The sequence below is a fragment of the Pseudoduganella namucuonensis genome, assembly GCF_900116645.1.
GTDB classification, from domain to species: domain Bacteria; phylum Pseudomonadota; class Gammaproteobacteria; order Burkholderiales; family Burkholderiaceae_D; genus Rugamonas; species Rugamonas namucuonensis.
Map to the genome: position 1 here is coordinate 1 of NZ_FPBO01000054.1, position 23,372 is coordinate 23,372.

Here is a 23,372-nt window from a genome sequence, read left to right on the forward strand (position 1 = left end):
GCGGAGACCTGGATCACGTCGTCCCCGGCGCCGCCCTCGACCGTGTTGTTGCTGTTGTAGTTGAACGTCACCGTGTCGTTGCCGTCCCCGCCGCGCAGCACGTTGTTGCCGCCACTGTCGGTGATGCTGTCGTTGCCTGATCCGCCATCAATGGTGTCGTTGCCGCCGCTGTCGGTGATGGTGTCGTCGCCCGCTCCCCCATATATGCTGTCGTCACCACTGGTGCCGGTCAGACCGTCATTCCCCGGATTAACCTCAGACTCCAAGCTACTGGCCCCGAAGCTCATCGCCGACATTGCCGATTCATCGGTGTACAGCATCTCCCCATCATCCGCATACAGCGCGCTCTCCGGGGAATCGCCGCCCATGCGGGTCACCGCGTAGTTCCCCACGTCGTCATAGCTCACCAGGCTCACATCCCCGGTTTCCTCGGCCAGCACCTCCCGCCGGCCCAGGCCGTCGTAGCTGTAGCTGGTGACGCTGCCGTCAATGGCCACCGTTTGCAGCAGTTGCCCCGCCTGGTCATAGACATGGCGCACCGCGCCATTGGCATCCAGCACTTCATTGAGCAGTCCGCGCGCGTCGTAACCGTAGTCGGTACGGCTGATGCCGGCGGACACCACGGTCCCGGTCGCCGTCCAAGCCTGCAAATCGGCCTCCGACCGGTTAGCCGACGACGCCAACGCGGCCGTGTACTCCAGCGTGGCCGCGCGCTGGCCCAGGCTGTCGTAGCGGTGCTCCCGCACATGGCCGGCGGTGTCGATGACGAAGCGCAGCCGGCTTGCGCCGTCGTAGACATAGCTTGCGGTCTGCACCTGCCCCTGCGCGCCATACACGGTTTCCGAAAGCAGCAGCTTGCCGGCGGCGTCATACTCGCGCCGCACCAGCAACGCGCCGCCGGCGTCGCGTTCGACCACGCGGTTGCCGCGTCCGTCATACTCGTAGCCAACACCCTGCCCATCCGGCAGCAGCGCGCGGATCACGTTGCCCCGGGCGTCGTAGTCGAAGTAGGCTTGCTGGCCGCCAGGGCCGGCAATCTCCGTCAGCCGGCCCTGGCCGTCGTAGCTGTAAACGGTCGCCACGCCGGCGGCGTTGCTGACGGTGGTCTTGCCCACGCCATAGCTCAGTTGCGCCACCAGCCCAGACGCGTCGGAGACGCTGCCGATCTTCCACGCGCCGCCGATCTGCTGATAAGTAAAGGCCAGCTGCGTGCCGTCGCTCTGCGTCATGCCCGCCACGCGGCTGCTGACGCCTTCATAGCTGTAGCCGATGGCGTACACCTCGCCATCGGCCACGCCGCCGTCCTCCGGCGTCAGGTCGGTGCTGACGCCGGTGAGGCGCTGCTGGTTGTCGTAGCTGTAGCGCACGCGCACGAAGCTCTTGCCGCTGTTGGCCAGCACGGTGCGGTATTGCGCCAGGTTGCCGTTGGCGTCGTAGTCGAAATGTGTGACGTCGCCGGCGGCGTCGGTGATGCGGGCCACCTGTCCGGCCGTGTCGTATTCATACGCCAGCCGCGGGCCTTCCTCGTCGTGCACGGCGACGATGCGGCCGTTGCTGGCGCTGTCGTAGACTTCGTGCAGGCCGCCATTGCCGGCGCGCTCGTCGCGCCAGATCCACTGCTGGTTCTGGCCCATGGCGATGCTTTGGCCGCCATCGGCGGTGACGTAGCCATTCCGGCCGGCGTCGTAGTGGAAGACGGTGGCGCTGCCATCGCCGCCGATGCGGGTGACCGTGCCGCCGTCGGTGTTGAGCGCGCCGGTCAGCGAGGCCACCTGCTTTTGCAGGCCGGTCTTCCAGCTCAGGCCCATGCCTTCGTCGAAGTCGCCCTGCGCGTTATAGGTGCGCAGCATGGCCACGTCGGCGCCGGGCGCGGCCAGGAAGTCGTCGCGCCGCTGCAGCAGCAGATTGCCGGTGGCGATGTTCAGGAAGGCCGACTCCTTCGCCGCGCCGTGCGCCGCGCCGCCCTGGTTCAGCAATGCCAGGGACGTGTTCAACAGTCCGTTTCCGTTCCCGCTTACGATCGCTACCATTCAATTCCTCCTGTACGCGCAGCCAAATAGCCTGCGACTTTCAATTAGCAAGATGCGCTGCGAACACAACGCTTACCAATAGATCCTCAGATTTTTGGAAAAGTTAAGGAAATCGCGAAAATATTTTTAAATATTTTGAGAAATTTGCAGTTTTGCGTGAAATCTGCAAGAGTTCGGGGCTCATGAAGATCCTTTTCGTCCACCAGAACATGCCGGGGCAGTACCGGCACCTGATCCAGCACCTGGCCGCCAGCGGTCATCGGGTCGTATTCATCACCCAGCGCAAGGGCATCGTGCTGCCCGGCGTGCGCATCATGACTTACACGGAGGGCAAGGAGGCTTCGCCCCACACCCACCATTACCTGCGCAACGCGGAGGCGGCCGTGCGCAACGGCCAGGAGGTGGCGCGCATCGCCCTGCGGCTGCGCCACAACGGTTTCGTGCCGGACCTGATGCTGGGCCACAGCGGCTGGGGCGAGATCCTGTACCTGAAGGACGTGTTCCCGAACACGCCGCTGATCGGCTATTTCGAGTATTTCTACCAGTTGTTCGGCGGCGACATCGGCTTCGATCCGGGCGAGACCATCACGCCCGACACGGCGCCCAAGCTGCGCACCAAGAACACCACCAATTTGCTGTCGCTGGCGGCGGCGGACCTCGGCCAGACGCCCACGCTGTGGCAGCAATCGCTGTATCCCAAGCGCTATCACGGCATGCTGCACGTGCTGCACGAAGGCGTGGACACGGACGAGGCGCGCCCGAACGCCGCCGCGCGCTACACCGTGCCGGGCGCCGGCGTCACGCTGGCGCCCGGCGACGAGGTGCTGACCTATGTGGGGCGCAACCTGGAGCCGCACCGGGGCTTCCCGAGCTTCATGCGCAGCCTGCCGGAGATCCTGGCCGGCCGACCGAACGCGCGGGTGCTGATCGTGGGCGCCAATGGCACCAGTTACGGTCCGCCGCCTCCCGGGGGCGGCAGCTGGAAGGATGTCATGGTAAAGGAGCTGGGCCGGTCGGTGGACTGGAGCCGCGTGCATTTCCTAGGGCGGGTGCCGTATCCGTCGTTCCTGGACATCCTGCGCATCTCCCGCGCGCACATCTACCTCACCTATCCTTTCGTGCTGTCCTGGTCGATGCTGGAGGCGATGGCGTCCGGCTGTGTCGTCATCGGTTCGAGGACGCCGCCGGTGGAGGAAGTGATACGGGATGGGCACAACGGCTTGCTGGTGGACTTCTTTTCGCCGCGCGACATCGCGCAACGGGCGATTTCCGTGCTGGCCGAACCGCAGGCCTATGCGGCGGTACGGGAGCGGGCCAGGCACACCGTGGTGGAACGCTACGACCTCAAGACCGTCTGCCTGCCGGCCCAGTTGAAGATGCTGGAGATGGCGCGGGCCGGGGAGGTCCCGGCCTAGCGCCGCCTACATGGTGACGGTGCCGTAGGCCTTCAGGTTCACCGTGTTCGGAATCTCGGCCATGGACAGGATGCGCATGTGCGGCACCACCCGCTCGGACAGCGCGCGGATGTGGCGCCGCAAGTCCGGCGAACACAGCAGCACGGGCAACATATTGCTCTTCATCATGCGCTCGGACTGGGCGGCCAGGCGCGATAGCAGCTGTTCGGCGTACTTGGGCTCGACCACCAGCGCCGCCGCGCCGGCCTCGGCGTTGCGCACGCTTTGCATCAGCGTCTGTTCGATGGACGCGTCCAGGGTCAGCACGTTGAGCGCGGTGCCTTCGCCCAGCAGGGTCTGGCAGATGGCGGCGCCCAGCTTCTGGCGCACCAGCTCGGTGAGGTAGCCGAGGTCCTTGCTGTTGCGGCCCATGTCCACCAGCGTCTCCAGCACCACTTCCAGGTTGCGGATCGAGACCTTTTCGCGCAGCAGGTTTTGCAGCACCTTCTGCACGTCGCTGACGGACAGGATGGTCGGTATCAATTCCTCCACCAGGCCGGGCTGCTGCTGGCGCACGCGCTGCAGCAGGCGGTCGGTCTCGGTGCGGGTCAGCAGCGTCGCGGACTGCTGCTTGAGCACCTCGCTCAGGTGCGTGATGAAGACGGTGGCGGCGTCCACCAGCGTGTAGCGGGCGGCGCGGGCGATTTCCTTTTCCGCGTCCTCGATCCAGATCGCCGGCAAGCCGTAGGTCGGCTCCCGCGTCTCGATGCCCTTCACCGGGCGCGCGTCGCTGCCGGCGCGGATCGCCAGCGTGCGCTCGATCATGATCTCGCCGCGCCCGGCCGGCACGCCGAAAATCTGCAATTCATAACCATTGGCGCCCAGTTGCGTGGAGTCGCGGAAGCGCACGCTCGGCAGCACCATGCCGGACTCCAGCGCGTACTGCTTGCGGATCGCGGCGATGCGCTCCATGAACACGGTCTTTTCGCCTCGCACCATGGGCGCCAGGCCGGTGCCGACGTGCACCTCGATCGGCTCCACCTTCAGCATGTCGTAGGCGTCCTGCTCGCCCTCCTCCTTGTCCTTGTCATCCTTGTCCGCGTCCGCGCCGCCCGCCTCCCTGGCCTGGCGCAGCACGAGGTAGCCGGTGCCCAGCAGCACGGACACCAGCACCAGCACCGGCAGCGCCGGAATGCCGGGCAGGAACAGCAGCACCGACAGGGCCGCCGCCACGATGAACATGGTCTTGGGGTAGGACGTGATCTGGCGCAGCACTTCGCCGCTGAGGTTGCCGTCCGAGGCCGAGCGCGTGACGATGATGCCGGTGCCCACGGCGATCACCAGCGCCGGCACCTGGGTCACGATGCCGTCGCCCACGGTCAGCAGGGTGAAGGTCTGCAGCGCCTGGTCCCAGCGCATGCCCATCTGCATCACGCCGATCACCAGGCCGCCGATGATGTTGATCAGCAGGATGACGATGCCGGCGATGGCGTCGCCCTTGACGAACTTGCTGGCGCCGTCCATCGCGCCGTAGAAGCCGGATTCCTTCTCCAGCAGCTTGCGGCGGCGCTTGGCCTCCTCCTGGTCGATGAAGCCCATGTTCAGGTCGGCGTCGATGCTCATCTGCTGGCCGGGCATGCTGTCCAGCGTGAAGCGGGCCGCCACTTCGGACACGCGCTGCGCGCCGTTGGTCACCACCACGTATTGCACCACCACCAGGATCAGGAACACGATCATGCCGATCACGTAGTTGCCGCCCACCACGTAGGAGCCGATGGCCGAGATCACCCGGCCGGCGTCGGCGTCGGACAGGATCAGCCGGGTGGCGGCCACGTTCAGCGACAGGCGGAACAGCGTGGCGATCAGCAGCAGCGAGGGGAAGGTGGAGAACTCCACCGGCCGGCCGATGTAGAAGGTCAGCAGCAGGATCAGCATGGCGAAGCTGACGTTGGTGAGGATCAGGAAGTCGAGCATGCCCGACGGTATCGGCACGAACAACACCGTGAGGATGCCGACCACCAGCAGCACCAGCACCAGGTCCGCGTTGTTGTGGAATACCTTGCGTAACGAAAACATCAGACTGCCTTTCCAGAGTTGCGCTTGGCTTCACGCATGGTATAGACCCAGACCATGATTTTGGCGATCTGGGGGTACAGCTTTTCCGGCACGTAGCCGTCGTAATCCACCTCGCGGAACAGGGTGCGCGCCAGCGCCCGGTTCTGCACGATGGGCACCTGGTGCCGCGCCGCCACCTCGCGCATGCGCCGCGCCAGGTCGCCGGCGCCCTTGGCCACCACCTGCGGCGCGCCGGACTTGCCGTGCGCGTAGCTGAGCGCCACGGCCAGGTGGGTCGGGTTGGTGATCAGCACGTCGGCGCCGGGCACCTTGCCCATGGACTTGCTGCGCTTGAGCATTTCCTTGCGCAACTCGCGGATGCGGGCGCGGATGCGCGGGTCGCCGTCGCGGTTCTTCATCTCGTCCTTCACGTCGCGCTTGCTCATGCGCATGCGCTTGGAGAACTCCCAGCGCGTGAAGCCCAGGTCCAGCAAGGCGATCAGCAGCAGCACCAGCAGCAGCTTCACCAGCAGGGTGCCGCACAGGCCGATCATGGTGCGGGCGTAGCTTTTCGCGTCCACCGCCGACAGGCCGATCAAGCCGGGAATCACGTCGCGCACCAGGAAATAGGCCACCGTGGTCAGGATCGCCAGCTTGACGCAGCTCTTGGCCGCCTCGAACAGCGTGCGCATGGAAAACACGCGCTTGAAGCCGGTGGCCGGGCTGAGCCGCGTCAGGTCCGGCGACAGCGGGTGGAAGCTGAAGATGGGGCCGGTCTGGAACACATTGGCCAGCACCGCCGTCACCACCAGCGCCAGGAACAGCGGCCCCAGGATCACCAGCATGCCGGTCAGCAGCTGCCCCATCCAGGCGGCCATGGCGTCGGTGCTCCACACCAGTTGCGTCGCCCGCGCCATGATTTGCTGCTGCATGCGCAGCGCCTGGCGCAGCGCGTCCCAGCCGTTGGCGTAGATCGTCAGCACCAGCGCGGCCATCATGGCCATGGCCGTGAAGTCGTTGCTGCGCGCCACGTTGCCCTTCTTGCGGGCCTCCTCCAGCTTATAGGGTGTCGCCTGTTCCGACAGGTCTGAATCCTGCTCCGCCATTTAACCCAGCACCTGTTCCCAATAAGTGAAAATCGCGTTGTACACGCGGCCCATCGCGCTGCCCATGGTGCCCACCGTCAGGGCCAGCACGGCCAGCGCCACCACGATCTTGACCGGCACGCCGATCACGAACACATTCATTTGCGGCAGCACCCGCGACACGATGGCCAGCGCCGTCTCCGCCAGCAGCAGGCACAGGATCACCGGGATCACCAGCGACACGCCCAGCGAAAACATCAGCCCGAACTGCCGCAGCACCGGTTCCAGCGCCAGCCCGTCCAGGCCGGCGCCGGGCGGCACTTGTTGCAGCGAATACGCCACGCCGCGCAGGAAGGCGTGGTGGCCTTCGAGCCCGAAAAACAGCACCACCGCCAGCATGTTCAGCATGGTGCCGAACAGCGGCGCGCCGCCGCGCGTGACGGGGTCGTACACGGTGCCCATGCCGAAGCCGCTCTGGATGTCGAGGATCTTGCCGGCCAACGAGAACGCGCCGAAGGCGGCGAACACGCCGAACGCCAGCGTGACGCCGACGCCCAGTTCCAGCATCGCCCCCAGCACGACCGGTCCCAGCGCCAGCTCGTGCGCCGGCGGGCGCGTGCCCAGGCCGTTCACCAGCAGCACGCTCAGGGACAGCGTCAGCAGCACGCGCACCGTCACCACGCCCGACAGGCTGGACAGGATGGGCGACATGATCAGCAGCACGCCCAGCCGCACCGCCGTGTAGAACACGGCCAGCACCCAGGCCGGATCGATGGCGATCGACATGGCGTCAGAAGTACGAGGGGATGCTGGCGACCAGGCCGACCGCGTAGCCGACCAGCCGCTTCAGCATCCACGGTCCGCAGACGACCAGCACCACCACCGCCGCGACGATCTTGGGGATGAAGGTCAGCGACGCCTCCTGCACCTGCGTGACCACCTGCACCACGCTCACCAGCAGGCCGACCACCAGCGTCACCGCCAGCAGCGGCGCCGAGATCAGCAGCGCGTTCCACAACAGGTCGGCCAACAGCTGCAACGCCAGGTCACCGCGCATGGCGCCGCCCCGTCATCGCCGCCGGGGCGTGCTCAGCGCGCGCCATGGGACTGCATCACATCGGCCAGGCTGCCGCCGAACGGTGCGGCGCGGCCGGCCAGCACGCGCATGGCCAGCGCGCGGAAGCGCACCGGGTCGGCCAGCTCGCCCGCCAGCGCCATCTGCGCGTAGCGCGCGGACAGGCTTTGCTTGTCCAGGCCCAGCGCGCGGTCGATGCTGGCCTGCGCCTCTTCGCGCCGTCCCGCCAGCGCCTGCACCACCGCCATGCCGCCGTGGCTTTCGCCGAAGTTGCGGTCCAGGTCCAGCGCCGTGCGGAACGCGGCCTCGGCGCCCGCCGGGTCGCCGCTGAAGATGCGCGCCCAGCCCAGCACGTGCCAGGTGCCGATATGGCCAGGCAGGTAGCGCACCGCTTTTTCCAGCTGCGGCAGCGCGGCGGACAAGTCTTGTTGCAGCAGGCTCGCCAGGCCCAGGCCGGACCACGCGCGGCCCTCCTCCGGGTTGCGCTCCAGCGCTTCGCGCAGCAGCGCGGCGGCGGCGGCGCTGTCGGTGCGGGCCAAGGCCACCGATCCGCCCACCACCAGCGCCTCCATGGTCCGGCCGCGCGCCAGCGCCGCCGCGCTCAGCTGGTCGGCCTGCCCGATATCGCCGGCGTCCAGGTGCACGGCGCTGGCCGCGCCGAGGAAGGCCGGGGCTTCCCGGCAGTGTTCCAAGTGGGTGGCGGCCAGCGCCACCGCCTGATCGAGTTCGCCGAGGTGATGCAGCAGCCGCAGCGCCAGCGTGACCGCCTCGGCGCCCGCGCCGGCGTCCGCCACATGGGGCGCCAGCGCCGTCCAGCCCTGCTCGTGCCGCCCGAGCCAGAGGCAGGCGTAGGCCAGGTTGTAGGCCAGGCCGGCGTCCGCGTACTGGGCCAGCAGCCCTTCGAACAGGGCCGCCGCCGCTTCCCATTGCCGGTCCGCCAGCAGGATATTGCCCAGACGCGCGCGCAGGTAGGGGTCCTCCGGCGTGGCCTCGAGCGCCTTGCGCGCGTGCGCCTCGGCCCGCTCGTGCTGGCCGGCGGCCAGGCACAGGTCGAGCACCGTGGCCAGCAGGGGCCGGTTGCCGGGATCGACGGCCAGGTAGCCTTCGTTGCGCTCCAGTTGCTGGGCCAGCGCCGCTTGATCTTGTGGTGACTGCATAAATAAACCTTCTTGAAATGTGTGCTAGCCCTGGCGGGACAGCAGATGGCCGATCGCCTCCTCCACCAGCGCGCCGCTCGCTGGGTCCGCCTCCATGGCGTCCTGGACGTCGTCCAGCATCTGATAAAAACGGGCGTCGTTGGCGAGCCCGGCGCCGAAATGCGACAGCAGCACCGCCTCCAGGAACACGCGGAACGCCTTGCGGCCCCGGTTGGGGTCGTCCGGCGCAATCTGCGCCACGCGCAACTCGATCAATTCCGGCAGACCGGCCGGCGCGTAGCCGTCGCGCCGGGCGGCCTTGTCCCCGCCCTTGCCCGCCGGCTTGCGCGGACGGCCCTGTGCCACCCGCCCCGTCAATTGCGACTGGATGGCGGTGACCAGCTGGTTGACCGGGCTCAGCTTAGCCATGGCGCCGCTTAGTGCTTGATGTTGCCGGCGTAGGCCGACAGCAGGAACTGGTGGCCGCCGTCATCGGCCGGCTGGGCCGGCGCGGGGGCAGGTTCGGCCGGCGCGCCGCCCGCCAGCCGCGTCTCGATCTCGGCGATGATGCTCTGCATGTCCGCGTTCAGCGGCGCGTTGCCCAGGTTGAGCGCGATGCCCTGCGCCAGCGCGCCGCGCGCGGCCTCCAGCTCGCCCGCGATCAGTTTCAGCAGGCCGGCGCCGAACTGCCGCAGCGCCTCCGGCACGCCGGCCTCGGTCAACGGCACCAGCACGGTGGCGGCCCGCTCGGCGTCGTTCGCGCCCAGCCACAGCAGGCCCAGTTGCAGGCGCGCGGTCGCCAGCGCTGGGTCCAGCGCGAGCGCGGCCTCCAGCTCGCCGGCGGCGCGGTCGTACATCCGCAGTTGCGCGTATTCGGCGCCCAGCAGGTAGTGCACCTGCCCGGTCGCGTCCGGACGGGAGGCCGCCTCCTTCAGGTAGGCGATGGCCGCGCCCGAATCGCCGGCCGCGCCAGCCCTCAGCGCCAGCTGGAACAGTTCGGCCTGGTCCAGTATTGCAAGTGTTCCTATCGTCATGTCCGCATCCTCTGATTAAAAACTGTAATCCACGCCGCCGCCGCGCAAGCTCTCGCGCAAGGCCGTCAGCGCTTCCTTGTGAAGCTGGGAAATCCTGGCCTTCGACAGCGCCAGCAAGGCCGCGATCTCCCCGAAACTCTGCTGCTGCAAATAGTGGTAGCTCAGTATCTGGCGCTGCCGTTCGGGCAATTCCACCAGCATGGCCCGCACCCGCTCGCGCAGCTGGCGCATTTCCACCGCCGCGTACGTGTTGTCCGCGTACCCGGCCTCTTCCGCCCGGTACATGCCGGACTGGTCCAGCACGAAGCCCACCGCCAGGCCCACCGCCAGCTCGGCCAGGTGGCTGAACAGCGCGTTGGCGTCGCGCCCTTCCGGCGCCTCCTCGCGCAACTCCCGCACCCGCTCCGCCACGACGCGCTTGCGCGTGGCGATCTGTTCCTGCATGTCGCTATAGGACTGAATGCCGCTGAGTATAGCGCCGTTGATGCGCGGCGCGGCGAAAGTCCGAAAGCCCGCGTCGCGCGTGGCGTCGTAGCGGTCTATCGCTCCCAGCAGGCCTTCGCGCGCGAACTGCAGGTAATCGTCGAACTCCAGCCCCGCGTAGGTGCGGCGCGCGAACAGCCGTCCCGCCATGATCCGCGCGAACTCGAGATGGAGCGCGACCAGCCGCTCGCGCGCCTCCTGGCCGCCGCCGCCGCGCAGTGCGGCCCACAGGGCGGCGCCGTCGTGGCCGTCCCCGGCGTCGTCCAGTTGGGCAAGCGCGCTCACGGCAAGTCCTAGAGGAAGGTACCCAGCAGCGAACGCACGACCAGGTTCCACCCGTCCATCAGCACGAACATCAATATCTTCAGCGGCAGCGAGATCGAGGCCGGCGGCACCATCATCATGCCCAGCGCCATCAGCGCGCTGGAGACGATCAGGTCCACCAGCAGGAAGGGCAGGAAGATGACGAAGCCGATCTGGAACGCGGCCCGCAGCTCGGACAGCATGAACGCCGGGATCAGCTGCACCATGCTGATGTCGTCCATGCTGCGCGGCTGCTCGGCCTTGGCCAGCTCCACCATCAGCGCCAGGTCCTGTTCGCGGGTCTGGCGCACCATGAATTCGCGCAGCGGCGCCGCCGCCCGGCTTGCGGCCGCCTCGGTGCCCAGCTTGCCGGCCATATAGGGTTGCAGCGCCTTGCTGTTGATGTCCTGCAGCACCGGCGACATGGTGAACAGCGTCAGGAACAGCGACAGGCTGATCAGCACGGTGTTCGGCGGCGTCTCCTGCATGCCCAGCGCCGTGCGCAGCATGGACAGCACCACGACGATGCGGATGAAGGACGTCATCGACATCAGGATGGCCGGCGCCAGGCTGAGCACGGTCAAGCCCAGCAGGACCTTGATCGCCGACGACACCTCGCCGGGCGCGCCCGCGCCGCCATCCAGCCGGATCTGCACGCCGGGCAGGCTCACGGCGGTTTCGGCGGCGGCGGGCAAGGCCGCGCAGGCGCACACGGCCAGCAGGGCGGCGGCGGCCAGCCGGAGTCCCCGCGCGCGCGTGATCGATCCGCCCGTCATCGCGCTTGCTCCGGGGCTGCCGGCGCCGCGTCCGGCGGCGTGGGCGCCGACGCCAGGCAGGTGACGCCATGCTCGCCCTGCGCTATCAGGTAGCGGCCGCCCGAGAACTCCACCACCGACAACAGCGTGCGCGGACCCAGCCGCTGGGTTTCGACGATGCGCAGCGCGCCCTCCGACGGGCCGGCCGGGGCCAGCTTCAGCCGTTTGCGCAGCACGTACACAACGACGATCGCCGCCAGCGAGATCAGCACCACGCCGACGGCGCCGCCCGAGATGGCTTCGGCCGGCACGGCGGCGGTGCGCTTGAACGGAATCGCGGCGGCCGAGGCGGCCGAGGCCGCGGGCACGGAGGCGGCGGCTTCGGCCTGCGCGGCCAGCGCGCCGGCCGCGTACGGCAGCGTGGCGGCCGCGCCGAGCATGGCCGCCAGCCAGCGCCGCGTCATGCCTTGGCCGCCGGCGCGATTTCGCTGATGCGCACGCCGAAGTTGTCGTCCACCACCACCAGCTGGCCGCGGGCGACCACGTTGCCGTTGACCACCACGTCGACCGGGCAATCGACCGAACGGTCGATCTTCAGCACCGACAGTTCCCGCAGCGCCATCAGGTCGCCCACGGTGGTGCGGGCTTCGCCGACCACCACGCTGACGCTGACCGGCACGCTGTCCAGCAGGCTCAGGTTGCCCGCAAGCACGGCGGGGCCGGCCGGCGGCTGGGGCTGGATCTCGGCCAGTTCGATCAGTTGGGTGTGGCCCGCGGCCTTGTCTTGGGTTTTGCCGCTCATGCTGCTGCTCATGCTTTTGCTCCGGATGATGAATTGCTGCGCACGATTTCCAGTGCGATGGTTTTTTCCAGGGTGCCCAGGTGGCCGCCGAACAGCACCCTGCCGTCCGGTCCCTTGATGGCCAGCGGCTGGTCGGCCAGCGTGTCCAGGCGGATCACGTCGCCGACGCCGAGCGCCAGCAGGCTGCCCAGGCCGACCTCGGCGCGCCCGGCGTCCACTTGCAGCCGCAGCGGCAAATGTCCCAGCGCGCGGGCCCGGTCCACCGGCTTCAGCGGTGCCAGCGGCGCCGGCGAGGCGGCGCCGGCCTGGCTCGCGCACAAGGCCAGCACGGCCGCGTGGTTGAGTACGCCCGTGCACGCCTGTTTGCCCAGGCGGACATCGACGCGCACCGCGCCGGAGGCGTGGCGCCAAACGGCCTGCGGCGGCTCGTCGCCGGCGGCGCCCGCGCCGGTGTGCGCGCCCAGCAGCGACCGCGCCAGGCCCTCGGCCAGCGCGGCCAAGGCCGCCTCCGCGCCGGCTTGCGCCATGCGGGCCGGCGCGCCGCCCGGCGGCGCGTGGCGCTTGTCCGGCGCGAACAGCATGCCTTGAAGCAGCGGCGCCAGGTCCAGCGGCCAGCCCAGCCAGAGCGCCTGCTCGCCGGCCGCGTGCGACAGGCGCCACGCCGGCGCGTGCAGCGCGCCGCCTTCCCAGGCCCGCTCGGCGGTCAGCGCCAGCTGGTGGCGCGGCAGGCCCCAGTCGGCGCACCAGGCGTCGGCCGCGCGCTCGAGCGCGCCGCGCACGGCGGCCAGCGCCGCCGCGCCCAGCAGGGCGTACGGACGAACTTGCATCAGCGGTTGCCCTTCATGTCGAACAGCTGCTGGATCATGTCGTTGGCGGTGCTGATCACGTGCGACGAGGCCTGGTAGCCGCGCTGCATCAGGATCAGGTTGCCGAACTCCTCCGCCAGGTCCACATTGGAGCCCTCGCGGCGGCCGGACGCCAGCGTGCCGTAGGCCTCGTCGCCGGCGTGGCCGTAGCGCACCGGCGCGCCGCTGCGCTTCTTGAAGGCGCCGCCTTGCTGCTCCAGGTCGCCCTCGGTCAGGAATTCGGCCAACGCCAGGCGCGGGCCCTTGGCGGTCTCGCCGTTCGAATAGCGCACCACCACCGTTCCTTCCTCGTCGATGCTCTGGTCGGTGCGCACACCGGCCACGTGGCCGTCCTGGGAAGCCATGTTCAGCGCGCTCGCGGCGGTGCTGGTTTGCATGGCGTTGAAGTCCAGTTGCACCGCGAACGAGGGCACGCCGGTGCTGACGTAGTTGAAATTCATCGTGGTGAAGCCGGTCGCCGGAAAACCGCCGGTGAACTTGACGGTGCCGGTGCCCAGCGTGGCGCCGCCGGTCACGCCGTCGGTGACGGTGACGGTGTAGCTGCCGCCGGTCAGGTCCTTGAAGCTCAGGTTGACGGTGTGGCTGACGCCGTTGGCGTCGATCACGGTCAGGCCGTTCAGCGTCGCGTCCACGGCGGGCGTGGCCACGGTCGAGGTCAGGTTGCCGGCCAGCTTGATGACGGAGGTGGCCTTCGGCATGCTGCGGTTGAGCGCCGTGTCGAGCTTGATGTCGACCAGTTTGCCCTTGTCGTCCAGCGCCTGTACCTTGTCGCCGGCCGCGTTGACCAGCACGTTTTCGGCGTCGAACTGGAATTCACCGGCGCGGGTGTACAGCAACTGCTCGTCGCGCTTGACGGTGAACATGCCGTTGCCGTTGATGCTCAGGTCGAGCGCGTTGCCGGTCGACTGCTCGGTGCCGGCGCGGAACATCACCTTGGTGGCCAGCGTGCTCACGCCGGTGCCCTGGTTGGCCTGGCCGCCGCCGGGCAGCACGCCGCCGCCCTGCTCGAACATCTCGCCGAACTGCAGCTGCGCGCTCTTGAAGCCCGGCGTGTTGACGTTGGCCAGGTTGTTGCCGACCACGCGCAGGCCCTTGGCGTGGCTCAGCAGGCCGGAGGTGCCGATGAAAAGCGTATCAAACATGGCTGTTCCCTTATTCAGTTATCGGATATTGATGATTTGCGAGAGGCTGACGTTGTTCTGGAACGAGCCGGTCGAGGTGGTGATGGTCATCAGCGGCGAACCGGAAGACACGTCCAGCGCCGTCACGCGGCCGGAGACGACGAAGCCGTTCTGGTTCACGTCCACCGTGCGGCCCAGCATGCCCACCGATTGCAGCGAGGACTGCACGCCCAGCAGGCTGTCGATCTTCACGTTCAGCTGGCGGCTCTGCTCCAGCGTGGCGAACTGGGCGATCTGCGCCACGAACTCCTGGTTGTCGACCGGCTTCAGCGGGTCCTGGTTGTTCAATTGCGACGTCAGGATTTTCAGGAAGTCCTGGATGCCGATGTTGCTCGACTGCGAGGCGGAGCCTGTGCCGACGGCGGCGGTGGATGTGATCGCCATTAGATGTATCCTCTCAAGGTAATGTTGTGTGCGGCGGCGTCGCCCGCGGCTTCCGCCGGCGCGCCGTCGTCCGCCCCGCGTCCGCCGCCGGCGTGCTCCGCGTCGTCAACCTTGCGGCCGTTGACGGTCAGGGCGGCCAGCCGCTGGCCGCTGGTGTTCAGTTCGCCCGCCAGCGCCTGCGCCAGGCTGCGCACCTGCGCGGCGTTGAGCTCGGCGTCGCGGATCCAGGCTTGCACGCCATCGGCGCCGTGGTACAGGTGCAGCAGTTTTTTCGCGATCGGCTCGCCGGCGGGCTCCGGCGATTCCGGCGCGTGCCGTTGCGGCGCCTCGGTCTCGTCCAGCTCGGGCGGCGGCATGTCCGCCGCCGCGGCGGCCTCCTCCGGCGCCGACGACAAGGGCATGGCCCCCGACAGGGCCGTTCGCGCGGAGACCACCGCTGTCGTTTTGACGGCCATGCCGGCGTCCGCGTCCGTCACCGCGCCGGCGGCGGCGAGCCTGGCCGGCGGCGCTTGTCCCGCATCGCCGTCCAAGGCCACCAAGCCGGCCGCGGCCGGGGCTGGTCCGGCGATTGGCGCTCGCGGGACGGCGGTGGCCATGCCCGCGGCGAATGGCGCCGACCCGGCGGCGGCGGGCTGCGCGGCATCGTCCATTCCCGTTGCGCCGTGCCCGTCCTGATCGGCGATGGCCGCCTGCGACTGGCCGGCCGTCTCCGGACCCGCGCCAGCCGTGACAAGGCCGGCCGCGTCGGGCGCCGCATGGCCCGATCGCGCGGTCGGCCCATTTGGCGCCGCGCCCGCCGTCGGCACTGCCGCCATGCCAGCGGCGGTTCCGGCCGCATCGCCGCCGGCGGCCCGCGCGGACTCCGGGGCCAGTGCGGAGTCCAGCGTGGAAGGCGACAGCCGGTCCACGGACCCAGCCTCCGCCGTCGAATCGGCACCGTCAGGCCCGGAGCCAGCTGGCACGCGGCCGGCGCGCGCGGCCGCGACCGGACGGGATTCCCCCTGCCCGACGGGCGCCCCTTGCCCGACCGGCCGGCTCGGCGACGTCAACGTCTCGGCCGTCGGCGCGCGCGCTCCCTCGGCGCGGCGTTGGCGGCCCAGGCCCGAAGCCAGCAACGCGTGCTCCAGTTCGGACAGCCAGCGGCCCTGCCGCGCCTCCGCGTGCCGACGGTCGAAACGGCCCGCCGCGCCCGGCTGCGCCTCGCTTGCTTCAAGATTAATCGCCATGTCTCTCCAATCCCGCTCGCATCACACCCCATTGATCGTCGGCCGACTTGAAGTCGCCGCTCTGCCTTTGCCGCACAAACCTGCCCCGCATGTCGTCGCGGTGTTCCTCCACCGCGTCCAGCGCCCGCCGCGCCGCCGTGATCCGTTCTATCAGCTCGTCGCGCGCGCGTTCAGCCTGCGCCACCACCACCTCCATGGCGCCCTGTTTGGCGCGGCAATCGGCGATGTAGCGCGCCATCAGCGTGAAGCGGTCGACCGACAACACCTGCTGGCCCTGCCCGGTTCGCAGCCATTCCAGCTCGGCGGCGGCGCTGGCGGCGCGCAGACCCTCCAGCTCCCGGCGCTGTTGCGCCAGCGCCTGGTTGGCCTCGCCCAGCTCGACCAGCAGCCCGTCCAGCTCCCACTGCCTGGTCAGCAGCACGGGCTGCAGCGCGTAGCGGAAACGGCCGCCGCTCACGCCGCGCTCCCGTTGGCGCCGCCGTTCACGGCGGCGGCCAGCAGCGCCATGGCCTCGCGCCGCGTGTTCGATTCCAGCACCGACTGCCGCAGCACCGCGCGCAGCGCCGGCATCGCCGCCATCGCGCGATCGATGGCCGGGTTGCTGCCGGCCCGGTAGGCGCCCATGTCCACCATCTGGCGGTTGCGCTCATAGGTCGCCAGCAGGTCGACCGCCGCCGACATCACTTGCCGCTCGTCCTGGCTGGTCAGCTCGGACGCCAGCCGCGACGCGCTTTGCAGCACGTCGATGGCGGGGAAATGGCCCTCGTGGGCCAGTTCGCGCGACAGCATGATGTGGCCGTCCAGCGTGGCGCGCACGATGTCGGACACCGGCTCGTTGAAGTCGTCGCCCTCCACCAGCACCGTGTACAGCGCGGTGATGGCGCCGCCGGAATCGGTGGTGCCGCAGCGCTCGCACAGCGCAGGTATCTCGGAGAACACCGAGGGCGTGTAGCCGCGCGCGGTCGGCGGTTCGCCCGCCGCCAGGCCGATCTCGCGGCGCGCCATGGCGAAGCGGGTGATCGAATCCATCATCAGCAGCACCTGCTTGCCCTGCTCGCGGAAATACTCGGCGATGGCGGTGGCGGCGTGCGCCGCGCGGGTGCGCACCAGCGCCGGCTGGTCCGAGGTCGCCACCACCAGCACGCTGCGCCGCAGGCCCTCCTCGCCCAGCTGCTTCTCGACGAAGTCGCGCACTTCCCTGCCGCGCTCGCCGATCAGCGCGATCACGTTGACGTCGGTGCGCACGTCGCGCGCCAGCATGCCCAGCAAGGTGCTCTTGCCCACGCCGCTGCCGGCGAAGATGCCCACGCGCTGGCCCCGGCCCAGCGGCAGCAGGCTGTCGATGGCGCGCACGCCGGTCTCGAGCAGCGTGTCGATGCGCGGCCGGGTCAGCGGGTTGATCGGCGGCGCGTACAGGCTGCGCACCAGCGGCAAGGCGGGAGGCGCGCGGCCGTCGATGGGCTGGCCGAAGGCGTCGATCACCCGTCCCAGCAAGGCGTCCCCGACGCGCACGCCAGGCGGCTGGCCGGTGGCCACGATCTCGCTGCCGGCGCCCACGCCGCGGGTGTCGCCATAGGGCATCAGGATCACCCGGCCGGGCCGCATGCCGACCACCTCGGCCAGCAGCGGGCTGGCCGAGTGGTCCAGCCGCAGCTCGCACACCTCGCCGATGGCCGCGTCCGGTCCGGCCGCTTCGATGCTTTGCCCGGAAATGGCCAGCACGCGGCCGACGCGGCGCGTCAGTTCGGTGTCGCGGACGGCGTCGAGGTAGGCTTGCATCAATCGGCCACCTCCAGGCTGGCGCGCCCGCGACGCGCCGCCAGCAGGGCGTCCCCCAGCCGCCGCAACTGCAATTCGAGGCGGGCGTCCAGCGTGCCGTGCGGCGTTTCGACGATGCAGCCGCCCAGTTCCACGGCCCGGTCCGGCCGCAGCGTGACGCGCTGGTCGCCGCCGGCGCCGAACAGGCCGCGCAACAATTCCATGTCGTCCGGATGCACGCCCACCCTCAGCTGCTCGCCGTCGCGCGCCTCGCGCAACAGTCCGCGCACCGCCAGCGCCACCGCCGCGCGCGCGGCATGCGGCTCGCCGACGACGCGGCACACCGCCGCGAAGGCGATCTCGACCATCATGTCCTCGGCCTGCTCTACCAGCCTGGGCCGGGTCGCCAGCAAGTCCGCCACCAGGCCCTCCAGGCGCTTGAGCTCGGCGGCGGCTTCGGCCCGCTCGGCAGCGCGCGCCTTGGCGAGATCGGCGGCCGCCTGTTCCCGGCCCTGGCGGTAGCCGCGCTCCTCGGCCTCGGCCTGCGCCACTTCCTCGCGCAGCGCCAGCGCGCCTTCGCGCTCCTCGAGTTCGGCCGCGCGGCGGCCGGCGCCGGCTTCGGCGGCGTCCAGTTCGGCCCGGCGGCGTTCCAGCGCCTGCCATTCCGAGGGCGCGGGCGCGATGGCGGGCTGGGCTTGGGCCACCGCGGCTTGCGCCGGCGGCGACATCACGCCGGCGGCTGGCGCGGCGCCCGCCGGCGTGGCGGGCGCTGGCAGCCACGGCGACGGAGTTGTCACCGCGGCGGCCGCGGGCAACACAGGTGCCACCGGCGCGACCGGGGCCACCGGCGCGAGCGCCGGCGTGGCCGACTGCGGCGGCGCCGCCGGCGACACGCCCGGGCGGCGCAATTGGCGGGTGGCGCCGGAGACGGCGGGCGCGCGGATTATCGGGTCCATGTCTTCACCAGGCGCAACAGCGGAGACAGCAGGCCCGGCGCCACCGGGCCGCGCGGCGCGGCGCTGTCTGCCAGGCGCTGGGCGGCGGCGTCGAGCAGGAAGCGTTGCCGCGCCGGCGCCGGGCTTGCCGAGCCCGCCGCACTCGCCGCCGCACTCGCCGCCGCACTCGCCGCCGCACGCACCTGTTCGCGACGGGCGGCGGGCAGCAACGCCAGCAAGCCGTCGCGCCAGCGCCAGTCGCGCAAGGCCAGGAACTGGCCGACCAGCGCGGCCGGCTCGTGCTCGAACACGGCCAGCATGGCTTCTGGCGAGGCGGCTTCCAGCGGGTCGTGCCGGCCGGCGGCGGTGGCGCCGGCCGAGGCCAGGGCCGCCACGTCCGGTCCGCTCTCAAAGCCCAGTTCGTCGAGCTCCCTCAGGTAACCCCGCAGCGCGGCCTGCTCGGCCGCCGGCAGCTCGGCCAGTATCAGGGCGCGGTCCTCGCCGGCCAGGCCGTGCAGGGCCACCGCCGCGCGGCGGTGCCCGCTCATGGCCGGCTCCCCGGGCCGTCCGGCGCGGACGGCGTGGCGATCCAGGTCCGTATGTCCTGCAGCAACTGCTGGCGGGCCGCCGGGTCCAGGCGCGCCACCGCGCGCCGGCGGCGGCCGCGCGCCGTATGGTAGGCCAACAGCGTGAGTGTGATGGCGGCCAGCACCGCCGCCAGCACGCCGGCCACCCGCAGCGGACCGGCGCCGGCGGCCTGGGCGGGAGCCGCCGCCGGCGAGCCGGCCGCGGCGGCGTTCGCGTCCACCGCCGCAGTCGCCGCGTCCGCCGCGTTGCGCATTCCCACCGGCGCCGCGAACTGGTCCATCGAATGCACCACCACGGCGTCGCCGCGGGCGCTGTTGAAGCCCACCGCCAGCGACACCACTTCCTTCAGTTTTTCCACCTGGTCCTCGCGCAGCGGCTGGCGCACCAGCACGGCGATGGTCATGCGGCGCACGGTGCCGCTGGCCGGCACCAGGTGTTCCACGCGGCGGCCGACCTGGTAGTCGGACTCAGTGGTCGTGCCGCCGCCCGCCCCGGCCTTCGGGACGCCGGCCGGCGCCCCCAGCGCGGCCGCGCCGTCGCGCGTGGTCTGGCGCTCGCGCACCACCACGCCGGCCGGCACGCCGTCGGCGGCGCCGCCCTTGGCCGGCAGCACCTCCTCGGTGGTGACCTTGCTCTGGTCCAGGTTCAGCGCCACGTCCACGCTGGCCACCGCCTCGCCGGGGCCGAAGGTGCGCTCCAGCACCTGGGTGACCTTTTTGGCCAGGTATTCCTCGGTGCTGCGCTTGGTGTCGAGCTGGGCGGTGCCGGACTGCTCGCCCGCCGCGTCGGCCTGCACCGGGCGCGTCAGCGCCACGCCATGCTGGTTCAGCACGGTCACGTCGGCGCTGGCGATGTCCGGCACCGAGGCCGCCACCAGGCGCTGGATGCCGGCCACCTGCTCGGGCGCCAGCACGCGTCCGTTCTTCATCGTCAGCGTGACGGACGCCTTGGGCTTGGCGATCGCCTTCTTGAACAGGCCCTGCTCGGGCAGCGCCAGGTGCACGCGCGCGGCCTGGATGTCCTCGATCGACAGGATGGTGCGCGTCAGCTCGCCCTGGATGGCGCGCAGGTAATTGACCTTCTGCACGAACTCGGTCATGCCGAAATCGGCGTTGTTGAACACCTCGAAGCCGACCGCGCCATGCAGCGGCAGTTCCTTGCCCATCAGCTGGAGCCGCGTCTTGTACACCAGATCCTTGGGCACCAGGATGGTGTTGCCGCCGTCGGCCAGCTGGTAGGGCGTCTTCATGCGGTCCAGCTCGGCCGTCATCGCGGCCGCGTCGGCCGGCGCCACGTCGGCGAACAGCACCTGGTAGTCGGCGCGGTAGGCCCACAGGCCCAGCGCCAGCGCGAAGCCGGCGATCAGCACGCAGCCGGCCACGATGCCGGCGCGGGCGCGCGGCGCCATCGTTTTCCATGTTTCCATCATCGCCATCGCTTACACCTGCGTCCGCATCACGTCCTGGTACGCTTCCAGCAGCCGGTTGCGCACCTGCGCGAGCAGCTGGAAGGACATCTTGGCCTCCTCCAGCTGGATCATCACCTCGTGCAGGCTGGTCGCCTCGCCCGCCGCCAGTTGGCGCACGCCCTCGTCGGCGCGCACCAGCGTCGCGTTCACGGCGTTCAGCTCGCCGGCGAACCAGTTGCCGAAACTGCCGTCCGGCGGCGCCACGGCCGCCACCGGCGCCGCCTGGGGCGCGGCCACCGCCGCCACCGCGCCGATCGCCTCGACCGTCATTGCTGGCCTCCGATTTCCAGCGCGCGCGCCGCCATGGTCTTGGCCGCGTTCATCGCCGCCACGTTCGCCTCGTAGGCGCGCAGGGCCGTGCTCATGTTGACCATTTCCTGCGTGTGGTTCACGCCCGGGTAGGCCACCATGCCCTTGGCGTCCGCGTACGGATGGCCCGGCTCGTGCACCATGCGCGGCGCGGCCGCCTCCGGCGCCACGCCCAGCACGTCCACGCCGCCGCCGGCCACCGCGCCGTACAGCTGGCCGAACTGCTGGCCGAAGCTGAGCGGCGCGGCCTGCGCCAGCACGCGCAGCGGGCGGTAGACCTGGTCCGCCGAGGCGGCGGCGCTGTTCATGTTGGCGATGTTGGCGGCGGTGACGTCAAGCCTGAGTTTTTCCACCGCCATGCCGCTGGCGCTGATCTGGAATGCCGCGTGATAGTCCATTAACGTTTTCCTTCGTTGATCGCGACGCTCATCAGCGCCATCTGTTTGTTCAGCGCCTTCAGCAGCGCCTGGTGGTGCAGCGTGTTCTCGGACAACGCCACCATTTCCGTCTCCAGCGTGACGGCCTCGTCCGGCGCCAGCTCGAACACCGGGCGGAACTCGGCCAGGCCGGCCTTGCCCGCGCCCCGCGCCGCGGCCGCCTTCAGCTCCTCCATGCGGCTCTCGAAACCGACGCCGAGGCGCTGGTAACCGGGCGTGTTGACGTTGGCGATGTTCTGGGCTATCGCGTGCTGGCGCATGGCGGTGGCGTCCAGCGCCAGGGTCAGCAAATTAACGGTGGCGGGATCGACTAGGGAAACCAAGGCATGCTCCGGGAAAAAGATGAAAAGAGCGCCATCACTGGACCACCAGCTCGGCGTGCAGCGCGCCGGCCGCCTTCACCGCGCGCAGGATGGAAATGATGTCGCGGGTATTGGTCTTGATGCGGGTCAGCGAGCGCACCAGGTCGGCCACGGTGTTGCCGTTGGCCGTGACCAGGCCGGTCTCGCCGCGCTCCTCGACCTCGACCCGGCTGTTCGACACCAGCGCGGTGCGCACGTCCGCCCCGGTGTTGGCCACCAGCGACGGCTGCGACACGGCGTTCTCGGTCAGGATGCTCACCTTCAGCTCGCCGTGCGACACCGCCACGCGCGAGATGCGCACGTCCGCGCCGGCCACCACGGTGCCGGTGCGCTCGTTGATGACGACCCTGGCGCGCCGGTCCGGCTCGACCTGCACGTTCTCCACCGCCATCAGGAAGTCGTTGAGGCGGCCGCGGCGCTCCTCGGGGATGCGGATCTCGATGCCGCCTGCGTCCTCGGCCACGGCCAGTTGCGCGCCCAGGCCGCGGTTGATGGCGGCGGCCACCCGGCTGGCGGTGGTGTAGTCCGGCTCGGCGAGCACGAAGGTGACGCGCTGGCCGCCGTTGGTGACGTCGTTGGGCACGCCCTGCTCGACCGTCGCCCCGCCCGGTATCGAGGCCACCGTCGGGTGGTTCTTTTGCACCACGTTGCCGTTCAAGTCGTATTTGTAGCCGCCCACCGACAGCGCGCCCTGGGCCAGCGCGTAGACCTGGCCGTTGGCCGCCTTCAGCGGCGCCAGGATCAGCGCGCCGCCCACCAGGCTGCGCGCGTCGCCCAGCGAGGTCACGGTGACGTCGAGCGCGTCGCCGGCGCGGGCGAACGGCGACAGGCGCGCCGTCACCATCACCGCCGCCACGTTGCGGCTTTGCACGTCGTCCGCCACCACCGTCATGTCGAAGCGCGCCAGCATGTTGGCGATCGACTGGCGGGTGGCCTTGTTGCGGCTGGAGTCGCCGGTGCCGGCCAGGCCGGTCACCAGGCCGTAGCCGGTCAGCGCGTTCTCGCGCCAGCCGGCGATCTTGCCAATGTCCTTGATGCGGATGGTGTCGGCCTGGACCAGGGCGGCGCCGAACAGGCCGGCCAGCGCCAGTGCCACGCACAGGAAGGGATGCCTCATCGCTTACAGTCCGAACAGGGTGAGGAAGCGGTGCCACCAGGCCGGCCGCTGGATATTGGAGAGGTCGCCCTCGCCGGCGTAGCTGATCCTGGCGTTGGCGATGCGGGTCGACAGCACCACGTTGGCGTCCGACACGTCCTGCGCGCGGACGCGGCCCTCGACCTTGATCTGCTGCTTTTCATTGTTCACTTCCAGCAGCTGCTCGCCGGCGACGATCAGGTCGCCCGATTCCGTGATCTCGCGGATGGCGACCGTGATCTGGGCCAGCACGCGCCCGGCGCGCTCGGTGCGTCCGCGCCCGTCGAGCTGGTTGTTGGCGGCGGCTCCGGCGCCGTGCGCCCTGCCGGCCGCGTGCACCTCCACGCCCACGGCCGCGTCGCGGCCGGCGCTGGTGTTGGCGCTGCTGCTGGCGCTGGAGCTTTCATAGACCATCACCGTGATCAGGTCGCCCACCCTGCGCGGGCGCAGGTCGGAGGTGTAGGGCTGGTAGGTGGCGGGCTGGTACAGGCTGGTGGCCTGCGCGGGCGGCGCGGCGCAGGCCGCGCAGGCGGCCCAGGCCAGGACCGGCAAAAAGTATCCGTATCGCATC

At 70.1% G+C, this 23,372-nt stretch carries 27 protein-coding genes; 1 reads left to right on the forward strand and 26 read right to left on the reverse strand.

Translation table 11 applies throughout. The features are described from left to right. Window positions 1-1,994: DUF6531 domain-containing protein (locus BM436_RS33210; RefSeq protein WP_218164983.1), on the reverse strand; the 1,994-nt coding region annotated here is incomplete at its 3' end. A 218-nt stretch (window positions 1,995-2,212) separates the two neighbouring features. Here BM436_RS33210 and BM436_RS33215 point away from each other — a divergent pair. Continuing rightward, the gene (locus BM436_RS33215) at window positions 2,213-3,445 is read left to right on the forward strand and encodes a glycosyltransferase family 4 protein (protein WP_093560938.1); all 1,233 of its coding nucleotides are present in this window, start codon (window positions 2,213-2,215) and stop codon (window positions 3,443-3,445) included. Between the two features lie 6 nt (window positions 3,446-3,451). Here the strand turns inward: BM436_RS33215 and flhA are convergent, their stop codons facing one another. The 25 genes from flhA to BM436_RS33340 are packed head-to-tail and all read right to left on the reverse strand — an operon-like array spanning window position 3,452 to window position 23,371. Further along, window positions 3,452-5,500, reverse strand: coding sequence for a flagellar biosynthesis protein FlhA (flhA, locus tag BM436_RS33220; RefSeq protein ID WP_093560940.1), 2,049 nt, complete (start codon window positions 5,498-5,500; stop codon window positions 3,452-3,454). Beyond that, on the reverse strand, window positions 5,500-6,585 hold the full coding sequence (locus BM436_RS33225) for an EscU/YscU/HrcU family type III secretion system export apparatus switch protein (RefSeq protein WP_093560942.1): 1,086 nt from the start codon (window positions 6,583-6,585) through the stop codon (window positions 5,500-5,502). The genes flhA and BM436_RS33225 overlap by 1 nt, the downstream gene beginning before the upstream one ends. Next, the gene (locus tag BM436_RS33230) at window positions 6,586-7,350 is read right to left on the reverse strand and encodes a flagellar biosynthetic protein FliR (protein WP_093560944.1); all 765 of its coding nucleotides are present in this window, start codon (window positions 7,348-7,350) and stop codon (window positions 6,586-6,588) included. It lies immediately after the preceding gene. 4 nt (window positions 7,351-7,354) lie between these two features. Continuing rightward, the gene (fliQ, locus tag BM436_RS33235; protein ID WP_093560946.1) at window positions 7,355-7,621 is read right to left on the reverse strand and encodes a flagellar biosynthesis protein FliQ; all 267 of its coding nucleotides are present in this window, start codon (window positions 7,619-7,621) and stop codon (window positions 7,355-7,357) included. 32 nt (window positions 7,622-7,653) lie between these two features. After that, a complete protein-coding gene (locus tag BM436_RS33240; protein ID WP_093560948.1) occupies window positions 7,654-8,796 on the reverse strand; it encodes a tetratricopeptide repeat protein in 1,143 nt (380 codons plus the stop codon). Window positions 8,797-8,820: 24 nt separating this feature from the next. Beyond that, window positions 8,821-9,204, reverse strand: a complete 384-nt coding sequence (locus tag BM436_RS33245) for a hypothetical protein (RefSeq protein ID WP_093560950.1) — start codon at window positions 9,202-9,204, stop codon at window positions 8,821-8,823. Window positions 9,205-9,212: 8 nt separating this feature from the next. Next, window positions 9,213-9,809: a hypothetical protein gene (locus BM436_RS33250; protein ID WP_093560952.1), complete on the reverse strand. Its 597-nt coding sequence runs from the start codon at window positions 9,807-9,809 to the stop codon at window positions 9,213-9,215. A 15-nt stretch (window positions 9,810-9,824) separates the two neighbouring features. Beyond that, window positions 9,825-10,577, reverse strand: a complete 753-nt coding sequence (locus BM436_RS33255; RefSeq protein WP_177307721.1) for a sigma-70 family RNA polymerase sigma factor — start codon at window positions 10,575-10,577, stop codon at window positions 9,825-9,827. 8 nt (window positions 10,578-10,585) lie between these two features. Continuing rightward, the gene (fliP, locus tag BM436_RS33260) at window positions 10,586-11,371 is read right to left on the reverse strand and encodes a flagellar type III secretion system pore protein FliP (RefSeq protein ID WP_093560954.1); all 786 of its coding nucleotides are present in this window, start codon (window positions 11,369-11,371) and stop codon (window positions 10,586-10,588) included. After that, complete coding sequence (locus BM436_RS33265; RefSeq protein WP_093560956.1) at window positions 11,368-11,814, reverse strand: flagellar biosynthetic protein FliO; 447 nt, start codon at window positions 11,812-11,814, stop codon at window positions 11,368-11,370. Before BM436_RS33265 ends, fliP begins: the two co-directional genes overlap by 4 nt. Next, window positions 11,811-12,152, reverse strand: coding sequence for a flagellar motor switch protein FliN (fliN, locus tag BM436_RS33270; RefSeq protein ID WP_177307723.1), 342 nt, complete (start codon window positions 12,150-12,152; stop codon window positions 11,811-11,813). The genes BM436_RS33265 and fliN overlap by 4 nt, the downstream gene beginning before the upstream one ends. Window positions 12,153-12,160: 8 nt before the next feature. After that, window positions 12,161-12,979, reverse strand: coding sequence for a FliM/FliN family flagellar motor C-terminal domain-containing protein (locus BM436_RS33275; protein WP_093560960.1), 819 nt, complete (start codon window positions 12,977-12,979; stop codon window positions 12,161-12,163). Beyond that, window positions 12,979-14,160, reverse strand: coding sequence for a flagellar hook protein FlgE (locus BM436_RS33280; RefSeq protein ID WP_093560962.1), 1,182 nt, complete (start codon window positions 14,158-14,160; stop codon window positions 12,979-12,981). Before BM436_RS33280 ends, BM436_RS33275 begins: the two co-directional genes overlap by 1 nt. Before the next feature lie 18 nt (window positions 14,161-14,178). Continuing rightward, window positions 14,179-14,583, reverse strand: a complete 405-nt coding sequence (locus BM436_RS33285) for a flagellar hook assembly protein FlgD (RefSeq protein ID WP_093560964.1) — start codon at window positions 14,581-14,583, stop codon at window positions 14,179-14,181. Next, window positions 14,583-15,809: a hypothetical protein gene (locus BM436_RS33290; RefSeq protein ID WP_143133431.1), complete on the reverse strand. Its 1,227-nt coding sequence runs from the start codon at window positions 15,807-15,809 to the stop codon at window positions 14,583-14,585. The genes BM436_RS33285 and BM436_RS33290 overlap by 1 nt, the downstream gene beginning before the upstream one ends. Next, on the reverse strand, window positions 15,799-16,266 hold the full coding sequence (locus BM436_RS33295; protein WP_093560968.1) for a hypothetical protein: 468 nt from the start codon (window positions 16,264-16,266) through the stop codon (window positions 15,799-15,801). Before BM436_RS33295 ends, BM436_RS33290 begins: the two co-directional genes overlap by 11 nt. Continuing rightward, window positions 16,263-17,588: a FliI/YscN family ATPase gene (locus BM436_RS33300; protein ID WP_093560970.1), complete on the reverse strand. Its 1,326-nt coding sequence runs from the start codon at window positions 17,586-17,588 to the stop codon at window positions 16,263-16,265. Before BM436_RS33300 ends, BM436_RS33295 begins: the two co-directional genes overlap by 4 nt. Further along, window positions 17,588-18,523 carry a FliH/SctL family protein gene (locus BM436_RS33305; RefSeq protein ID WP_093560972.1) on the reverse strand — a complete coding sequence of 312 codons (936 nt, stop codon included), beginning with the start codon at window positions 18,521-18,523 and terminating at the stop codon, window positions 17,588-17,590. The genes BM436_RS33300 and BM436_RS33305 overlap by 1 nt, the downstream gene beginning before the upstream one ends. Further along, window positions 18,511-19,050: a hypothetical protein gene (locus BM436_RS33310; protein WP_093560974.1), complete on the reverse strand. Its 540-nt coding sequence runs from the start codon at window positions 19,048-19,050 to the stop codon at window positions 18,511-18,513. The genes BM436_RS33305 and BM436_RS33310 overlap by 13 nt, the downstream gene beginning before the upstream one ends. After that, complete coding sequence (fliF, locus tag BM436_RS33315; protein WP_177307725.1) at window positions 19,047-20,519, reverse strand: flagellar basal-body MS-ring/collar protein FliF; 1,473 nt, start codon at window positions 20,517-20,519, stop codon at window positions 19,047-19,049. The genes BM436_RS33310 and fliF overlap by 4 nt, the downstream gene beginning before the upstream one ends. Before the next feature lie 9 nt (window positions 20,520-20,528). Continuing rightward, the gene (fliE, locus tag BM436_RS33320) at window positions 20,529-20,828 is read right to left on the reverse strand and encodes a flagellar hook-basal body complex protein FliE (RefSeq protein ID WP_093560978.1); all 300 of its coding nucleotides are present in this window, start codon (window positions 20,826-20,828) and stop codon (window positions 20,529-20,531) included. Beyond that, complete coding sequence (gene flgC / locus BM436_RS33325) at window positions 20,825-21,265, reverse strand: flagellar basal body rod protein FlgC (RefSeq protein ID WP_093560980.1); 441 nt, start codon at window positions 21,263-21,265, stop codon at window positions 20,825-20,827. The genes fliE and flgC overlap by 4 nt, the downstream gene beginning before the upstream one ends. Next, window positions 21,265-21,627, reverse strand: a complete 363-nt coding sequence (locus BM436_RS33330) for a flagellar basal body rod protein FlgB (protein ID WP_143133432.1) — start codon at window positions 21,625-21,627, stop codon at window positions 21,265-21,267. The genes flgC and BM436_RS33330 overlap by 1 nt, the downstream gene beginning before the upstream one ends. Window positions 21,628-21,661: 34 nt before the next feature. Further along, the gene (locus BM436_RS33335; RefSeq protein WP_093560984.1) at window positions 21,662-22,783 is read right to left on the reverse strand and encodes a flagellar basal body P-ring protein FlgI; all 1,122 of its coding nucleotides are present in this window, start codon (window positions 22,781-22,783) and stop codon (window positions 21,662-21,664) included. Between the two features lie 3 nt (window positions 22,784-22,786). Beyond that, window positions 22,787-23,371, reverse strand: coding sequence for a flagellar basal body L-ring protein FlgH (locus BM436_RS33340; protein WP_093560986.1), 585 nt, complete (start codon window positions 23,369-23,371; stop codon window positions 22,787-22,789). Window position 23,372: the final 1 nt, after the last annotated feature.

Excerpts from the sequence above, each read along its gene's own strand:
- BM436_RS33230 (WP_093560944.1), bottom strand. The coding sequence starts at position 7,350 with ATGTCGATCGCCATCGATCCGGCCTGGGTGCTGGCCGTGTTCTACACG.
- fliF (WP_177307725.1), bottom strand. The coding sequence starts at position 20,519 with ATGATGGAAACATGGAAAACGATGGCGCCGCGCGCCCGCGCCGGCATC.
- BM436_RS33290 (WP_143133431.1), bottom strand. The coding sequence starts at position 15,809 with ATGGCGATTAATCTTGAAGCAAGCGAGGCGCAGCCGGGCGCGGCGGGC.
- BM436_RS33265 (WP_093560956.1), bottom strand. The coding sequence starts at position 11,814 with ATGACGCGGCGCTGGCTGGCGGCCATGCTCGGCGCGGCCGCCACGCTG.
- BM436_RS33310 (WP_093560974.1), bottom strand. The coding sequence starts at position 19,050 with ATGAGCGGGCACCGCCGCGCGGCGGTGGCCCTGCACGGCCTGGCCGGC.
- fliQ (WP_093560946.1), bottom strand. The coding sequence starts at position 7,621 with ATGCGCGGTGACCTGGCGTTGCAGCTGTTGGCCGACCTGTTGTGGAAC.
- fliP (WP_093560954.1), bottom strand. The coding sequence starts at position 11,371 with ATGACGGGCGGATCGATCACGCGCGCGCGGGGACTCCGGCTGGCCGCC.
- fliN (WP_177307723.1), bottom strand. The coding sequence starts at position 12,152 with ATGAGCGGCAAAACCCAAGACAAGGCCGCGGGCCACACCCAACTGATC.
- BM436_RS33215 (WP_093560938.1), top strand. The coding sequence starts at position 2,213 with ATGAAGATCCTTTTCGTCCACCAGAACATGCCGGGGCAGTACCGGCAC.
- BM436_RS33240 (WP_093560948.1), bottom strand. The coding sequence starts at position 8,796 with ATGCAGTCACCACAAGATCAAGCGGCGCTGGCCCAGCAACTGGAGCGC.
- BM436_RS33280 (WP_093560962.1), bottom strand. The coding sequence starts at position 14,160 with ATGTTTGATACGCTTTTCATCGGCACCTCCGGCCTGCTGAGCCACGCC.
- BM436_RS33340 (WP_093560986.1), bottom strand. The coding sequence starts at position 23,371 with ATGCGATACGGATACTTTTTGCCGGTCCTGGCCTGGGCCGCCTGCGCG.
- BM436_RS33245 (WP_093560950.1), bottom strand. The coding sequence starts at position 9,204 with ATGGCTAAGCTGAGCCCGGTCAACCAGCTGGTCACCGCCATCCAGTCG.
- BM436_RS33300 (WP_093560970.1), bottom strand. The coding sequence starts at position 17,588 with ATGCAAGCCTACCTCGACGCCGTCCGCGACACCGAACTGACGCGCCGC.
- BM436_RS33305 (WP_093560972.1), bottom strand. The coding sequence starts at position 18,523 with ATGGACCCGATAATCCGCGCGCCCGCCGTCTCCGGCGCCACCCGCCAA.
- BM436_RS33250 (WP_093560952.1), bottom strand. The coding sequence starts at position 9,809 with ATGACGATAGGAACACTTGCAATACTGGACCAGGCCGAACTGTTCCAG.
- flhA (WP_093560940.1), bottom strand. The coding sequence starts at position 5,500 with ATGTTTTCGTTACGCAAGGTATTCCACAACAACGCGGACCTGGTGCTG.
- BM436_RS33275 (WP_093560960.1), bottom strand. The coding sequence starts at position 12,979 with ATGCAAGTTCGTCCGTACGCCCTGCTGGGCGCGGCGGCGCTGGCCGCC.
- BM436_RS33225 (WP_093560942.1), bottom strand. The coding sequence starts at position 6,585 with ATGGCGGAGCAGGATTCAGACCTGTCGGAACAGGCGACACCCTATAAG.
- BM436_RS33285 (WP_093560964.1), bottom strand. The coding sequence starts at position 14,583 with ATGGCGATCACATCCACCGCCGCCGTCGGCACAGGCTCCGCCTCGCAG.
- fliE (WP_093560978.1), bottom strand. The coding sequence starts at position 20,828 with ATGACGGTCGAGGCGATCGGCGCGGTGGCGGCGGTGGCCGCGCCCCAG.
- flgC (WP_093560980.1), bottom strand. The coding sequence starts at position 21,265 with ATGGACTATCACGCGGCATTCCAGATCAGCGCCAGCGGCATGGCGGTG.
- BM436_RS33335 (WP_093560984.1), bottom strand. The coding sequence starts at position 22,783 with ATGAGGCATCCCTTCCTGTGCGTGGCACTGGCGCTGGCCGGCCTGTTC.